Consider the following 13,627-nt stretch of genomic DNA (forward strand, 5'->3'; position numbering starts at 1 on the left):
GCGGGGTCCGGCTCTCTCGGCGAGGTCGGGCTGCGCCGTCAGCCGAGCAGTTGGTTCTGCAGGGCGACGGTCTGGTGGAAGGGCACGGCCGGGGTGTGCCCGTCGTCCGACTGCACGACCAGGGCCATCACGTCACCGGCGTCGGTGTACGCGAAGCGGACGCGCTCCTTTCCGTAGGGGCGCTGCTCGCCGAAGACCCGCAGATAGGTGAAGCGGACGGCGGTCGTGTTGTTCCTGAGCTCGTGGTCCGGGTCGACGCGCTCCACGCCGGCCGGGAGCGCCCCGTTGCTCGTGAGGTTCCTGCGGTAGTCGCGGGCGAAGGCGCCCGAGTTGAAGCGCAGCAGGTAGACACGGGTGCGGGTGCCGTCGGGCATGGTCCAGCCCCGGGCGGCGACATGGCGCAGGCCGCCGTCCCTGAGTGCCTCCGCGAGCTCGCGGCGGTGTTCCTTGTCGTACTCCGCGAGGTACCTGTCGGTGTCGAGCCAGCCGTCGTGGCCGGTGAGCTTCCGGTCGGCGGTGGCGCCCTTCGGGGCGGGCAGCACCAGGGCGCGCAGGTCGGCGAAGTGCTCCTCGCGGAGGTTCCCCTCGGCGAACGGCGCGGGGGCGCCCTCGGGGAGCGGGGGCCGCTCGATCCTCGGGTACTCCCAGCGGCCGTCGCTCTCCGTGGCGAGTCCCGGCAGGTCGCCGCGGTCGCTCGCGATGACCCCGTACGCGCTGCCGGCTCCGGCGGCGGCGAGGACGAGCACGGCGGCGGTCCAGCGCAGGACGGCGCGCAGGACCCGGCGGTCCTTCTTCTGGGCCGGCGCCTCGGAGCTCTCAGGGGTCGCGGGGTTCGCGGGCGCCTCGGGGTTCTCAGGCGCCTCGGGGTTCTCGGACGTCACGGAGTTCTCGGACGTCTCGGTGGGGTGGGTCATACGAATTCCCCCCGGGAGGAGATGTGGTCGAGCTGCCGGGCGAGGAGGTCGGCCACGGCCTTGGTGTCGAGGGACTTGGGGCCGTACGCGGTGACGGAGACCAGCAGGTCGTCCTCGTAGGCGCTGCAGGTCAGCAGGTCGAGGCCGTCCTTGCCCTCTCGGGGCGCGAGGAAGCAGTCCGCGTTGCGGTGGCCCTTGATCGCCGGGCCCTTCTTGAAGACGCCGAGGGCGCGCAGGAACCCGGACTGGAAGTCCTTCAGGTCCCGGCCCACCTGCCGGTTCCCGATCTCGGCCAGCCGGGTCTCGATGACGAGGTCGTCGTCCTCGGAGGCGTAACTGCGCATCGCGAGGCCCTTGAGCCTCAGCTTGTCGACAGCCTTGCGGCGGGCCTCGCGCTGGCGGGCCGGGAGGTCGTCCGAGCCGGCCTCGAAGCGGTCGACGGCGTCCTGGCCGGTGATCACGTGGTCGTTGCCGAACTCGTCGATGTCCGGCCCCGGTACGTATCCGTCGGGGACGGGCAGAAGGCGTTCGCGCAGGTCACCGCCGGAGTGGCGGCCGGCCTGCTGCTTGGGCTCCTTCGCGTCGCCCCACACGGTGGTGGCGGCGGTACGGTCGGCGTCCCGCACGGTGACCACGGTGAAGCCGACACCGCCCGCGACGGCGAGCAGCACGACACCGGCGACCAGGACGGTGGTCAGACGGCGGCGGCGAGGGGCGGCGGGCCGGTCCTGGAACCCGGGCTCCTGCGGCGCCTCGGGCTCCTGCGGCATCTCGTCACTCACAGGCGCTCCAACTGCCGCTCGGCCAGGTCCATGACCGTCTTCATACGGATGGGCCGGGTGTCGTAGATCTGAATGTCCATGGCGATGTCGCCGCGCACGGCGAGCGCGCGGGCCGAGTACATGGGTACGTAGCCGGGCTCGCTCTTCGCGTGGTCGGACACGAAGGCGCGCCCGTTGAAGCTGTGCGGGATCGGCTCGCCCGCGTTGCCCGCCCACTTGTCGCCCGGCATGTAGGCGAGCTGGCCGTCCAGGAAGGAGAGGGAGCCACGTTCCTCGGCGTCGCGGAACTGGACGAGCTGGACCGAGGTCGAGGCGTTGCCCTTCTCCCAGACGGTGACGGCGGCCCGGCGGAAGCCCTCGTCGGACAGCTCGCCGAACATCGGTCCCGGCTTCTTGAAGAAGTACTCGGCGAAGTCGTGCTGGTCGACCCAGCCCTGCTGCCCGTCCGACTTCCGGGTCCCGCCGGGGCGGGGCACGAGCAAACGCCGCAGGTCGCCGTCGGTACGCACCCGGTGGTCGGCGGACGCGGACAGCGGCTCGGGGGGCTTGCCGCCCTCGGCCTGGGTGATCCGCGGCTGGGCGAGCGGCGGCAGCGGGTCGGGGTCGCGCTCCGCCTGCACGGCGTAACCCGCGCAGACGCCGGCGACGGCGCCCAGGACGGCGGCGCCGGCGATCAGGGCGACGGTGCGGCGGGCGCGGCGGCGCGGTTTCTTCTCGGCGGCCGGGAGGGCGGGTGGTGCCCCGGGCTCGGCCGATGGTGCGAGTACGTCTTCCAACGGGTCCCCCCACGGAACTCGAGGCGCGGATTCCGTATCCGCGCGCACAGGAGACCCGCGACAACTCCTCGGGGTTGCCCGTCAGTCGATCACGAAACAGCCACGTTCCAGCAGCTCAGCGGGGCGGTTCAGGGGACGGTTCAGGGCCGGCGCTTCTTGCCGTCCAGTTCGTCCCACCACTCGTCGGACTTCTCGTCGCCGGACGGGTCGTCCCACCAGCGGTCGTCGGGACCGCGCCGGTTCGCGACCATGGCGGCGAAGGGCGGGATGACCATGGCGACCACGCACATGGCGACGGCGGCGGGCACCGACCAGAGCCGCACGACGCTCCAGGCCAGGACGAAGAGCGCGATGCAGACGCCCATCATGGCGAAGTAGATGTGCTTACGCCGCGCGAGCATGGTTCCAGCGTAGTCCCGGCCGGGCGGGGGCGGGCATGCCGGACAGTCACACCCTCGGGCATGCCGGAGGGCCGCACCCCTTACCAGTGGCGTCCAACCCCTGGGGTGCGGCCCTCAGGCCGTCAGGTGATCGCTCAGACGGCGATCGCGACCTCCGCGAGACCGCCGGTCTGCGCGACGACCGTGCGGTCGGCGGTGCCACCGGGGATCAGGGCGCGGACGGTCCAGGTGCCCTCGGCCGCGTAGAAGCGGAACTGGCCCGTGGCGGAGGTGGGGACCTCCGCGGTGAACTCGCCGGTCGAGTCGAGGAGACGGACGTAGCCCGTCACCGGCTCGCCGTCGCGGGTCACCTGGCCCTGGATGGTGGTCTCACCGGGCTTGATCGTCGAGGCGTCGGGGCCGCCGGCCTTCGCTCCACACATGTTGAACTCCTTGAGAGGTAAAGGCCGTTGGTTACTTGTTGGCGCCGAGCTCGATCGGCACGCCGACGAGGGAGCCGTACTCGGTCCACGAGCCGTCGTAGTTCTTGACGTTCTCGACGCCGAGCAGCTCGTGCAGCACGAACCAGGTCAGGGCCGAGCGCTCACCGATGCGGCAGTAGGCGATGGAGTCCTTCGCCAGGTCGACCTGCTCGGCGGCGTAGAGCTCCTTGAGCTCGTCGTCCGACTTGAACGTGCCGTCGTCGTTGGCGTTCTTCGACCACGGGATGTTGCGGGCGGACGGGACGTGGCCCGGACGCTGCGACTGCTCCTGCGGGAGGTGCGCCGGGGCGAGCAGCTTGCCGGAGAACTCGTCGGGCGAGCGCACGTCGACGAGGTTCTGGGTGCCGATCGCGGCCACGACGTCGTCGCGGAAGGCGCGGATCGAGGTGTCCTGGGCCTTGGCCTTGTACTGGGTGGCCGGGCGGTTCGGGACCTCGGAGCCGTCGACGAGGTCGCGGGAGTCGAGCTCCCACTTCTTGCGGCCGCCGTCGAGGAGCTTCACGTCCTGGTGGCCGTAGAGCTTGAAGTACCAGTAGGCGTAGGAGGCGAACCAGTTGTTGTTGCCGCCGTAGAGGACGACGGTCGTGTCGTTGGCGATGCCCTTCTTCGACAGCAGCGCCTCGAAGCCGGCCTGGTCGATGAAGTCGCGGCGGACCGGGTCCTGGAGGTCGTCGGTCCAGTCGATGCGGATCGCGTTCTTGATGTGGTTCTTGTCGTACGCCGACGTGTCCTCGTCGACCTCGACGATCGCCACGTTCGCGTTGTCGAGGTTCGCCTCGACCCAGTCGGCGTCTACCAGGACGTCGCTGCGGCTCATGCTGTATTCCTCCGGGGCAGTTGCGGGGGCATGCGGAACGGGGGTGTGCGGGGGTGCACGGATGACCCCGAGTCGTCTCGAGGGGTCCGGGGGGAAAGCGGGAGGTCGACGGCGTAGCCGCACGGCCCGCTCAGACGGTGCGACAGAGCATGGCGGCGACGCGGCACAGGTCCACTGCCCGCCGCTTCGTGAATTCCGCCTGTTGCATCATGCGTCCGATCGTAAGGACGCTCAGGGCCGCCTGTCACCGGTGTGTCGGATTATGAGACGGGATCATCCACTATCTGGGATACGAAACGCCCCGGAGGCGCTCGCGCGGGCCTCCGGGGCGGGGACTCTTCCCTGCTCTTCTACTGTGCGGACGGCGCCGTCTCGCATCGCGGACGGGCGCCCGATTCCTGCCGGTTCGAACGGCTGTCCGGCCGGTTTCGGCCGGGGGCCGGGTCAGCCGATGAGCTTCAGGTCCGAGCCCTTCACGGTGATCTCGACGCCGTCCTTGACCGCCTCGACCTTGTCGAGCTCGATACCGGCGGGCAGGTCGTCGATCGCCTGCTGGAAGTCGGTCACGGCCCGCACCCGCCCCTCGGCCATGTCGAACGCGCCGACCTTCGGCAGGCTGTCCGCGCGGGCCGAGACCTTGCCGCCCTTGACCTGCACGGAGCTCATGACGGTCGGGTGGAGCGTGCCGAGCGGGGTCTTCACCGCGAGCAGGACCTTGATCTTGTCGCCGCCGCCGTAGGACAGGCCGTCGATCTTCGCGGTGATGCCGGGCGCGACCGGCGCCGGGTCCTGCTTGCGGACGGCCTTGAGCAGTTCGTCGTAGGACACACGGGCGGTGCCCGTGGCGGAGTCGGCGGTGGCCGAGGTGTAGCCGCTGTCGAACGCCACGCCGTGCATCTCGGCGTTCAGGTCCGCGATACGGATGGTGCCGCTGCCGCTCTTCGCCTCGTAGTCCTTGATGCCGATCTCGACGTCGTCCAGGGAGCCGCCCGCGACCTGGGTGAGGAACGGGAAGCCGTTGATGGACACGCTCGGTGTGCTCGCCAGGCCCTCGCTGGTGCGCACCTTGTCGGCCGCCTCGTCCTCGGCCAGGTTCACCGCCACCCGGTCGGCGATCACGAAGAGGCCGCCGAGGATGACGACGATGATCAGCAGTATTCGCAGTGCGCGCATGGCCCGGAAGCTCCCCCATGGTCTGGCGTCCCCCGGCTGCCTTCTGTGTCCCCCGCGCCGGAAGTGGTTCCTGCCGCGAGCGTACGTGCCGGTAATGAGAAGACGGCGGGCTCCGGCCGACTTGTTCCCAACTTGTCGATCGGAGCCCGCCGCCGTGGTGCGCGGAAGGGAGCGCGGTCAGCCCAGGGCGCGGCCCAGCAGGTAGACGGCCGGGGCGGCCGCGGCCAGCGGGAGCGCGACGCCCGCCGTCATGTGCACGAACCGCGACGGGTAGTCGTACGAGGCGACCCGGTGACCGATCAGGGCGCAGACCCCGGCGCCGAGGCCGAGCAGCGCGCCGCCCGTGCCGAAGCCGGTCAGGGCACCCGCCACGAGGCCGCCGCCGGCCGCGGCCGACAGGGCCGCGACGACGGACGCGGGGGTGGGCAGCGGCAGGGCGCGGGCCACGACGGTCGCCGCGACGGCGATCCCGCCGACCGTCACCGCGTCCGGGAGGGCCGCGAGGTGACCGGCGGCGACGATCGCGAGGGCCGCCGAGACGACGGTCGCCATCAGGCCGTACATCCGCTCGTCCGGGTCGGCGTGCGAGCGGAGCTGGAGGACGAGGGTGAGCAGGACCCAGACGCCGAGGGTGCCGAGGATCGCGGCGGGGCCGTGCTCCCGTCCGGCCGCGAGGAGCGCGACGTCGGCGACGACACCGCCGAGGAAGGCGAGGGCGATGCCCTGCCGGGCGGGCCACATGCCGTTCAGCCGGAACCAGCCGGCGGCCGTGACGGCCTGGAGGATCAGAAGCGGCACGAGCAGCGCGTACTGGCCGACGGCGGCGCCGCCCGCGAGCAGCAGGCCGAGCGCGGCGGTGAGCCCGGCGGGCTGCATGCCGGGCTCGATGACCGGCGAGCGGCCCTCGGCGCGGGCGCGCTGGGCGTCGGTGACGCGGGTGTTGCCGGTGACGGTGGCGGGGCCGTAGGCGGGCTCACCGGCGGCGGACTGCGCGGACGCCGGCGCGGGCTCGGCCTGCGGCTGCGGCTGCGGCCGGGCCTGGGCGCGGACCGGCGGCAGGACCTCCGTCATCGGGTCCGGCTGCGGCTGCGCGTACGGCTGCGGCTGAGACTGCGCCTGCCCGTACGACTGCTGCTGCCCGTACGACTGCTGCTGAGGCTGCGCGTAGGGCTGGGGCTGCGGCTGCTCCTGGTACTGCGGCTGCTGGGCCTGGGCGTGCTGCTGCCCGGCGTCGTACTGCTGCGGCGGCAGGTACGGCTGCTGCACGGGCTGCACCTGGGTGTCCCAGGTCTGGCCCTGCCACTGCTGGGTGGCGTCGGCGGCCTCGGGCTGCGGCGCGTACTGCTGCTGCCCGTACGGGTCGTACTGCTGGGGATGCTGCGGGTACTGCGGGTTGCTGCTCATCGGGGTCACCCTCCTGCGAACGGCGGGAGCACCTCGACCGTGCCGCCCTCGGCCAGCCGTACCGTCTCATGGTCCCGGGTGCCGACGGGGTTCCCGTCGACCAGGAACGAGGAACGCTGCAGGACACGCACCAGGTCCCCGGGGTGTCGCGTGCGGGCCCCTGCGAGCGCGTCGGCCAGGGTGTCGGCGTCGTACGGTTCCTCCGCGACTCCGGCGGCCGACTTGGCCGCCGCCCAGTAGCGGATCGTGCCCTCAGCCATGGGGACGGCTCCCTTCGTGTGTCCTGTGATGCGGTCGGCGTCCTATTCTGCGGCACCCCCGGCACCGGCCTTCGCCGCCCAGTCACCGATCCGGGTGAGCAGCGCGTCGCTCGCCGCGTGCTCGGCGTGCCCCATGCCGGGCTCCAGCCACAGCTCGGCGCTGCCGCCGGACGCCTCGACCAGCATGCGCGGGTGGTCGACGGGGAAGTACGGATCGCTGTCGCCGTGCACGACGAGCAGCGGGGTCGGCGCGAGCAGCGGCACCGACTCGACGGGCGAGAGCGGCACCGGGTCCCAGTCGCGGGGGTGGATCCGGGTGCGCAGCCCGAGGCGGCTCACCATCCGCCCCGTGGGACGGGTGACCGCCCAGTGGACGCGGCGCATCGGGGCGGTGCCCCGGTAGAACCAGCGGGCCGGGGCGCTCACCGCGACCACTCCGTCGGTGTGTGCCTCCGTGCGCCCCCGGTACATCGCCGCGTGCCGCAGCACCACGGAGCCGCCCATCGAGAAGCCGACCGTCACGACGCGCGTGTGCCCGAGCGAACGCGCCCACGCCACGGCCGCCGCCAGATCGAGCACCTCGCGGTCGCCGACCGTGGACCGCCCGCCGGACCGCCCGTGGCCCCGGAACGAGAACGTGATCACGGCCGCACGCTGGGCGAACACCGCCGCGGCGCGCCGCACGTGGGGCCGCTCCAGATCGCCGGTGAAGCCGTGCGCGACCACGATCGCGAGGTCGGTGCCGGGCGCCGGGCCGGGATGGTGGGAGGCGTCGATCGCGACTGCGTCCTGTGTCCGCAGGGTCGCCCGACGTGACGGTTCAGTGACCGGACGCACAGAAGATCCGTCTTCGTCACCTGCCGGACGCCGATTCATGTGGGCTATTCTGCTGGACAGAGGACTCGGGCAATGCAGCCCCCGAGTCCTTTTGTGCGTTCTGCAGCGTTGTATACGAACGACGCTCATCACACCGGACGCGCACGGGCCCGGGGCGCGGGTCCGACCGAGTACGCAAGTACGCGCAGTACGAAGCAGTGCCGCAAACGTCCTCGCAGGGACCGAGGAGGAACCAGACGTTATGGGCGAGCGAACCGTGCACGAAGACAGGACGACCCGGGCGGGTGGAGCGCGATGAGCTCTCTGCTGCTCCTCACCAATGCCCTTCAGCCGTCGACGGAGGTGCTCCCCGCCCTCGGCCTGCTCCTGCACAACGTGCGGGTGGCTCCGGCGGAGGGCCCGGCCCTCGTCGACACCCCCGGCGCCGACGTGATCCTCATCGACGGGCGGCGTGACCTTCCGCAGGTCCGCAGCCTGTGCCAGCTTCTGCGCTCCACCGGACCCGGCTGTCCGCTGGTGCTCGTGGTGACCGAGGGCGGCCTCGCCGCCGTCACCGCCGACTGGGGCATCGACGACGTCCTGCTCGACACCGCGGGTCCCGCCGAGGTGGAGGCACGGCTGCGGCTCGCGATGGGCCGCCAGCAGATCGTCGCCGACGACTCCCCCATGGAGATCCGCAACGGCGACCTGTCCGTGGACGAGGCCACCTACAGCGCGAAGCTCAAGGGGCGGATCCTCGATCTCACCTTCAAGGAGTTCGAGCTCCTGAAGTACCTCGCGCAGCACCCGGGCCGGGTCTTCACCCGCGCCCAGCTGCTCCAGGAGGTGTGGGGCTACGACTACTTCGGCGGCACCCGCACGGTCGACGTGCACGTACGGCGACTGCGGGCCAAGCTGGGCCCCGAGCACGAGTCCCTCATCGGCACCGTGCGGAACGTCGGCTACCGTTTCGTCACCCCGGAGAAGCCCGACAAGGCCGAGAAGCCGGCGAAGAAGAGCGAGCAGCCGGCGGAGCCGAAGGGCGAGCCGGTCCGGGCCGACTCCTAGGTTCGGGGCTTACGCCCTGCCCAGGAGAGGTTCCATCCGCGTAGACTCCGCGCGTGGCCAAGGTGACTCGGGACGACGTTGCGCGACTGGCGGGTACTTCGACCGCCGTCGTGTCCTACGTGATCAACAACGGACCCCGGCCGGTCGCCCCGGCCACGCGCGAGCGGGTGCTCGCCGCGATCAAGGAACTGGGGTACCGGCCCGACCGGGTCGCCCAGGCCATGGCGTCGCGGCGCACCGACCTCATAGGCATGATCGTGCCGGACTCGCGCCAGCCGTTCTTCGCGGAGATGGCGCACGCGGTGGAACAGGCCGCGTCCGAGCGCGGAAAGATGGTCCTGGTCGGCAACTCCGACTACGTGGCCGACCGTGAGGTGCACTATCTGCGGGCCTTCCTCGGCATGCGGGTCTCCGGCCTGATCCTCGTCAGCCACGGTCTCAACGATCTGGCGGCCAACGAGATCGAGGCGTGGGACGCCCGCGTCGTGCTGCTGCACGAGCGGCCCGAGGCGATCGACGACGTCGCCGTCGTCACCGACGACCTGGGCGGCGCCCAGCTCGCCACCCGCCACCTCCTGGAGCACGGCTACCCGTACGTGGCCTGCCTCGGCGGCACCGCCGAGACACCCTCCGTCGGCGACCCCGTCTCCGACCACGTCGAGGGCTGGCGGCGCGCGATGGGCGAGGCCGGCCTGGACACCGAGGGGCGGCTCTTCGAGGCCCCGTACAACCGCTACGACGCGTACCAGGTGGCTCTGGAACTGCTCGCCGGCCCCGACCGCCCGCCGGCGATCTTCTGCTCCACCGACGACCAGGCCATCGGTGTGCTGCGGGCCGCGCGCGAGCTGCGCATCGACGTGCCGGGCGAGCTGGCCGTCGCCGGGTTCGACGACGTGAAGGAGGCGGGGCTCACCGATCCGCCGCTGACCACGGTCGCCTCGGACCGCTCGGCGATGGCGCGGGCCGCCGTCGACCTGGTGCTCGACGACTCGCTGCGGGTCGCGGGCTCGCGGCGCGAGCGGCTGAAGCTGTTCCCGTCCCGGCTGGTCGTGCGGCAGTCCTGCGGCTGCGAGTAGCCGCCCGCCCCTGAAAGCCCGGGGCCGCCTTCCCGAAAGCCCGGGCCCGTCTTTATATCGGGCAAACAGGCTTCTGCCGGGACTCTCAGGGAGCACTCAGACAGCTCTCATGTCGGCGTCGCACGCTGAGTGACATGACCGAGAGCTTCCGCCCCAGCGGCGAGTACCAGCACGAGTACCCCCAGGGCTCCTCCTACGGCGCCTACCCGCCCCCGCCGGCCCACGCGCCGGCCCCGGCGGCCCCCGAGGCTCCCGAGGCGCCGAGGCGGAAGCGGCTGCGCGGCCCGGTCGGGCTGCTGGCGGCCGTGGCCGTCGCGGCGGCGGCCGTCGGCGGCGGCACCGCGTACGCCTTCCAGGAGCTGACCGGCAGCGACACCGCCGCCTCCAGCTCCACCAGCACCACCGTCGTGCCGAGCAGCCAGCGGGGCACCGTCGCGGGGGTCGCGCAGGCGGTCAGCCCGTCGATCGTCGAGGTCAACGCGGAGCTGAGCTCCGGCTCCTCGACCGGTTCGGGCGTCATCCTCACCAGCGACGGCGAGATCGTCACCAACAACCACGTCATCGCCGGGGCCTCCTCGGTGAAGGTGCGCACCAGTGACGGCAGGACGTACACGGCGGAGGTCGTCGGCACCGACGCGAAGAAGGACCTCGCGCTGATCAAGCTGAAGAACGCCTCCGGGCTCAAGGCCGCCACGCTCGGCGACTCCTCCGGCGTGAAGGTCGGCGACCAGGTCGTCGCGATCGGCTCCCCCGAGGGCCTGACCGGCACCGTCACCAGCGGCATCGTCTCCGCGCTCGACCGCGACGTCACCGTCTCCACCGACGAGGGACAGCAGCAGCAACAGCAGGGCGGCGGCGGGGACGGCGGCTGGCCCTTCGAGTTCGGCGGCCGGGAGTTCAACGGCGACACCGGCTCGTCCACGACCACGTACAAGGCGATCCAGACCGACGCCTCGCTCAACCCGGGCAACTCCGGCGGCGCGCTGATCGACATGAACGGCAACATCATCGGCATCAACTCGGCGATGTACTCCAGCGCCCAGGACGCCGGCTCCTCGTCGAGCGCCGGCAGTGTCGGCCTCGGCTTCGCGATCCCCGTCAACACCCTCAAGGCAGACCTCGACACCCTGCGCGCGGGCGGCACGAGCAGCTGACCGCCGCGGCCCGTCCCCCGCAGGAGGACCCCATGGCTTTCCCCGTCCACCCGCACCCCGCGACCGCCCACGGCCCGGCGGACACCGGTCTCGCGCTCGCCGTCGCCGCCGTCCTGCACCCGCCGGCCGCCCGCGTCGCCGAGCTCGTCCCGTCCGTGACCAGGCAGCAGGCCAAGACGCAGGCCAAGGCACGGGCCGCGAAGCAGTCCGCGAAGCAGTCAGCGGCTCGGGCGAAGACGCCCGCGAAGGCGCGGGCGACGACCGCCCGCCGTGGCGCGCACACGGGGCGGGGGTCCGTGCGAGGCTGAAGGCCCGTCCGTACGCCCCGTTCTCACCGACAGGAAAACGCAGCCCATGAACCCCGCCGACGGCGACCGTGACGACCGGCACCGCATCCTCATCGTGGACGACGAGCCCGCGGTGCGGGAGGCGCTCCAGCGCTCCCTCGCCTTCGAGGGGTACGCCACCGAGGTCGCCGTGGACGGCGCGGACGCCCTGGAGAAGGCCGCCGCGTACCGGCCCGACCTCGTCGTCCTCGACATCCAGATGCCGCGCATGGACGGGCTGACCGCGGCCCGCCGGCTGCGCGCCACCGGTTCCACCACCCCGATCCTGATGCTGACCGCGCGCGACACGGTCGGCGACCGCGTCACCGGGCTCGACGCGGGCGCCGACGACTACCTGGTCAAGCCGTTCGAGCTCGACGAGCTGTTCGCACGCGTCCGGGCGCTGCTGCGGCGCAGCGGGTACGCGGCGGCCGGCGCCGCGGACGACTCCGACGTGCTGTCCTTCGCCGACCTGCGGATGGACCCGGCGACCCGTGAGGTGACCCGGGGCGAGCGGACCGTCGAACTGACCCGCACCGAGTTCACCCTCCTGGAGATGTTCCTGGCCCACCCGCGCCAGGTCCTGACCCGCGAGCAGATCCTCAAGGCCGTGTGGGGCTTCGACTTCGAGCCGTCCTCCAACTCCCTGGACGTGTACGTGATGTACCTGCGCCGCAAGACGGAGGCGGGCGGCGAGCCGCGGCTCGTGCACACGGTGCGGGGCGTGGGCTACGTGCTGCGGTCGGGCGGGGCCGAGTGAGCGGGTGGCCGCGCCGGCTGCGCGGGCTGCCCCTGCGGTCACGTCTCGCGCTGCTCGTCGCGGTCGCGGTCGCGGCGGCCGTCGCGGCGGTCGCGGTCACCTGCTGGTTCATGACGCGGGCCCAGCTCCAGTCGCAGATGGACTCCTCGCTGCGCGGGACCAAGGTCGACGACGGCTATGTGACCCAGCTGGCCGCCGCCTGCGTCGGCGGCCAGGTCGAGGCTCCGTCCCCGGTCGGCAACTACACGGTGCAGCTCGTGACGGCCTCGGGCCGCACCTGCACCGGCCCCGGGCAGACCCCGATCGCCGCCGAGCCGGCCGATGTCCGCGTGGCCTCCGGCCAGGACGACTTCGCCCTGCACACGGCCGAGAACGAGCACGGGCAGGCCCAGCGCGTCTACACCTACCGGCCCGGACCCAGCGTCGCGCGGCCGCTCCAGGACCGGTACGCCGTCTCCATCGCCCAGCCGCTCAGCGAGATCGACCGGCCGCTCACCTCGCTGGCCTGGATCCTGCTGCTCGTCGGCGGCATCGGCGTGCTCGGCGCAGGCGCCGCGGGCCTGTGGATCGCCCGTACGGGACTGCGGCCGGTCGACGAGCTGACGGACACCGTCGAGCACGTGGCCCGCACCGAGGACCTCACCGTCCGCATCCCCGTCGAGGGCGACGACGAGATCGCCCGGCTGTCCGCGTCCTTCAACTCCATGACCGCCTCGCTCGCCGCGTCCCGCGAACTGCAGCAGCAGCTCATCGCGGACGCCGGCCACGAGCTGCGCACCCCGCTGACCTCCCTGCGCACCAACATCGATCTGCTCACCCGCAGCGAGGAGACGGGCCGCGCGATCCCGCCCGAGGACCGCAGGGCGCTCCTCGCCTCGCTCAAGGCGCAGATGTCCGAACTCGCCGCGCTCATCGGTGACCTCCAGGAGCTGTCCCGCGGCGGACTGACCGCCGACGACGCGCCGCTCAAGGTCGTCTCGCTGCACGACACCGTGCGCAGTGCCGTCGAACGGGCGCGGCTGCGCGGGCCCGAGCTCGTCGTGAGCGCGGACCTCGCCCCCTGGTACGTGCGGGCGGAACCGGCCGCGCTGGAGCGGGCGATCGTGAACCTGCTGGACAACGCCGTGAAGTTCAGCCCCGAGCGGGGCGCGGTCGAGGTCCGGCTGATGCGCGGGACGCTCACCGTGCGGGACCACGGGCCGGGCATCCCGGACGAGGAACTGCCGTACGTGTTCGACCGGTTCTGGCGCTCGCCGACGGCGCGGGCGCTGCCCGGTTCGGGGCTCGGTCTCTCGATCGTGGCGCGCACGGTGGAGGCGATCGGCGGCGAGGTGACGCTCGCGGCGGCGGACGGCGGCGGCACGGTCGCCACGGTCACGCTGCCGGGGGCGCCGGCGCCGCCGCCCGAACTGCCGTAG

16 protein-coding genes are annotated in these 13,627 nt (G+C 72.4%); 6 read left to right on the plus strand and 10 right to left on the minus strand.

Features of this window, described 5'->3' with window-relative positions:
• Positions 1–38 precede the first annotated feature (38 nt).
• The 10 genes from IAG42_RS16355 to IAG42_RS16400 all read right to left on the minus strand — a co-directional run bounded on the left by IAG42_RS16355 (position 39) and on the right by IAG42_RS16400 (position 7,885).
• A complete protein-coding gene (locus IAG42_RS16355) occupies positions 39–914 on the minus strand; it encodes a hypothetical protein (protein WP_188337727.1) in 876 nt (291 codons plus the stop codon).
• A complete protein-coding gene (locus IAG42_RS16360; RefSeq protein ID WP_188337728.1) occupies positions 911–1,696 on the minus strand; it encodes a hypothetical protein in 786 nt (261 codons plus the stop codon). The genes IAG42_RS16355 and IAG42_RS16360 overlap by 4 nt, the downstream gene beginning before the upstream one ends.
• Positions 1,693–2,472 carry a hypothetical protein gene (locus IAG42_RS16365; protein ID WP_223206028.1) on the minus strand — a complete coding sequence of 260 codons (780 nt, stop codon included), beginning with the start codon at positions 2,470–2,472 and terminating at the stop codon, positions 1,693–1,695. Before IAG42_RS16365 ends, IAG42_RS16360 begins: the two co-directional genes overlap by 4 nt.
• 140 nt (positions 2,473–2,612) lie before the next feature.
• Positions 2,613–2,873, minus strand: a complete 261-nt coding sequence (locus tag IAG42_RS16370; protein ID WP_188337730.1) for a DUF3099 domain-containing protein — start codon at positions 2,871–2,873, stop codon at positions 2,613–2,615.
• A 134-nt stretch (positions 2,874–3,007) separates the two neighbouring features.
• Positions 3,008–3,295, minus strand: coding sequence for a DUF1416 domain-containing protein (locus tag IAG42_RS16375; RefSeq protein ID WP_030784848.1), 288 nt, complete (start codon positions 3,293–3,295; stop codon positions 3,008–3,010).
• Between the two features lie 31 nt (positions 3,296–3,326).
• Entirely contained in the window at positions 3,327–4,172 is an 846-nt protein-coding gene (locus IAG42_RS16380; RefSeq protein WP_188337731.1) for a sulfurtransferase, read from the minus strand.
• Between the two features lie 444 nt (positions 4,173–4,616).
• On the minus strand, positions 4,617–5,345 hold the full coding sequence (locus tag IAG42_RS16385; RefSeq protein ID WP_188337732.1) for an LmeA family phospholipid-binding protein: 729 nt from the start codon (positions 5,343–5,345) through the stop codon (positions 4,617–4,619).
• A 177-nt stretch (positions 5,346–5,522) separates the two neighbouring features.
• A complete protein-coding gene (locus tag IAG42_RS16390; protein WP_188337733.1) occupies positions 5,523–6,749 on the minus strand; it encodes a hypothetical protein in 1,227 nt (408 codons plus the stop codon).
• A gap of 5 nt (positions 6,750–6,754) precedes the next feature.
• A complete protein-coding gene (locus tag IAG42_RS16395; protein WP_188337734.1) occupies positions 6,755–7,009 on the minus strand; it encodes a MoaD/ThiS family protein in 255 nt (84 codons plus the stop codon).
• A 42-nt stretch (positions 7,010–7,051) separates the two neighbouring features.
• On the minus strand, positions 7,052–7,885 hold the full coding sequence (locus IAG42_RS16400) for an alpha/beta hydrolase (protein ID WP_188337735.1): 834 nt from the start codon (positions 7,883–7,885) through the stop codon (positions 7,052–7,054).
• 255 nt (positions 7,886–8,140) lie between these two features.
• Between IAG42_RS16400 and IAG42_RS16405 the strand changes: the two genes are divergently transcribed.
• The 6 genes from IAG42_RS16405 (at position 8,141) to IAG42_RS16430 (ending at position 13,627) form a co-directional block, all read left to right on the plus strand.
• Positions 8,141–8,893, plus strand: a complete 753-nt coding sequence (locus tag IAG42_RS16405) for a response regulator transcription factor (RefSeq protein ID WP_188337736.1) — start codon at positions 8,141–8,143, stop codon at positions 8,891–8,893.
• A 53-nt stretch (positions 8,894–8,946) separates the two neighbouring features.
• Positions 8,947–9,969 carry a LacI family DNA-binding transcriptional regulator gene (locus tag IAG42_RS16410; protein WP_188337737.1) on the plus strand — a complete coding sequence of 341 codons (1,023 nt, stop codon included), beginning with the start codon at positions 8,947–8,949 and terminating at the stop codon, positions 9,967–9,969.
• Between the two features lie 134 nt (positions 9,970–10,103).
• Positions 10,104–11,123 carry a S1C family serine protease gene (locus IAG42_RS16415; RefSeq protein WP_188337738.1) on the plus strand — a complete coding sequence of 340 codons (1,020 nt, stop codon included), beginning with the start codon at positions 10,104–10,106 and terminating at the stop codon, positions 11,121–11,123.
• Between the two features lie 32 nt (positions 11,124–11,155).
• A complete protein-coding gene (locus tag IAG42_RS16420) occupies positions 11,156–11,431 on the plus strand; it encodes a hypothetical protein (protein WP_188337739.1) in 276 nt (91 codons plus the stop codon).
• 46 nt (positions 11,432–11,477) lie between these two features.
• Positions 11,478–12,209, plus strand: a complete 732-nt coding sequence (locus IAG42_RS16425) for a response regulator transcription factor (protein WP_188337740.1) — start codon at positions 11,478–11,480, stop codon at positions 12,207–12,209.
• Positions 12,206–13,627 carry a sensor histidine kinase gene (locus IAG42_RS16430; RefSeq protein WP_188337741.1) on the plus strand — a complete coding sequence of 474 codons (1,422 nt, stop codon included), beginning with the start codon at positions 12,206–12,208 and terminating at the stop codon, positions 13,625–13,627. The genes IAG42_RS16425 and IAG42_RS16430 overlap by 4 nt, the downstream gene beginning before the upstream one ends.

The sequence above is a fragment of the Streptomyces xanthii genome (genome assembly GCF_014621695.1).
Classification (GTDB): Bacteria; Actinomycetota; Actinomycetes; order Streptomycetales; family Streptomycetaceae; genus Streptomyces; species Streptomyces xanthii.

Excerpts from the sequence above, each read along its gene's own strand:
- IAG42_RS16385 (WP_188337732.1), bottom strand. The coding sequence starts at position 5,345 with ATGCGCGCACTGCGAATACTGCTGATCATCGTCGTCATCCTCGGCGGC.
- IAG42_RS16420 (WP_188337739.1), top strand. The coding sequence starts at position 11,156 with ATGGCTTTCCCCGTCCACCCGCACCCCGCGACCGCCCACGGCCCGGCG.
- IAG42_RS16400 (WP_188337735.1), bottom strand. The coding sequence starts at position 7,885 with ATGAATCGGCGTCCGGCAGGTGACGAAGACGGATCTTCTGTGCGTCCG.
- IAG42_RS16390 (WP_188337733.1), bottom strand. The coding sequence starts at position 6,749 with ATGAGCAGCAACCCGCAGTACCCGCAGCATCCCCAGCAGTACGACCCG.
- IAG42_RS16395 (WP_188337734.1), bottom strand. The coding sequence starts at position 7,009 with ATGGCTGAGGGCACGATCCGCTACTGGGCGGCGGCCAAGTCGGCCGCC.
- IAG42_RS16375 (WP_030784848.1), bottom strand. The coding sequence starts at position 3,295 with ATGTGTGGAGCGAAGGCCGGCGGCCCCGACGCCTCGACGATCAAGCCC.
- IAG42_RS16380 (WP_188337731.1), bottom strand. The coding sequence starts at position 4,172 with ATGAGCCGCAGCGACGTCCTGGTAGACGCCGACTGGGTCGAGGCGAAC.
- IAG42_RS16415 (WP_188337738.1), top strand. The coding sequence starts at position 10,104 with ATGACCGAGAGCTTCCGCCCCAGCGGCGAGTACCAGCACGAGTACCCC.
- IAG42_RS16405 (WP_188337736.1), top strand. The coding sequence starts at position 8,141 with ATGAGCTCTCTGCTGCTCCTCACCAATGCCCTTCAGCCGTCGACGGAG.
- IAG42_RS16355 (WP_188337727.1), bottom strand. The coding sequence starts at position 914 with ATGACCCACCCCACCGAGACGTCCGAGAACTCCGTGACGTCCGAGAAC.
- IAG42_RS16425 (WP_188337740.1), top strand. The coding sequence starts at position 11,478 with ATGAACCCCGCCGACGGCGACCGTGACGACCGGCACCGCATCCTCATC.
- IAG42_RS16370 (WP_188337730.1), bottom strand. The coding sequence starts at position 2,873 with ATGCTCGCGCGGCGTAAGCACATCTACTTCGCCATGATGGGCGTCTGC.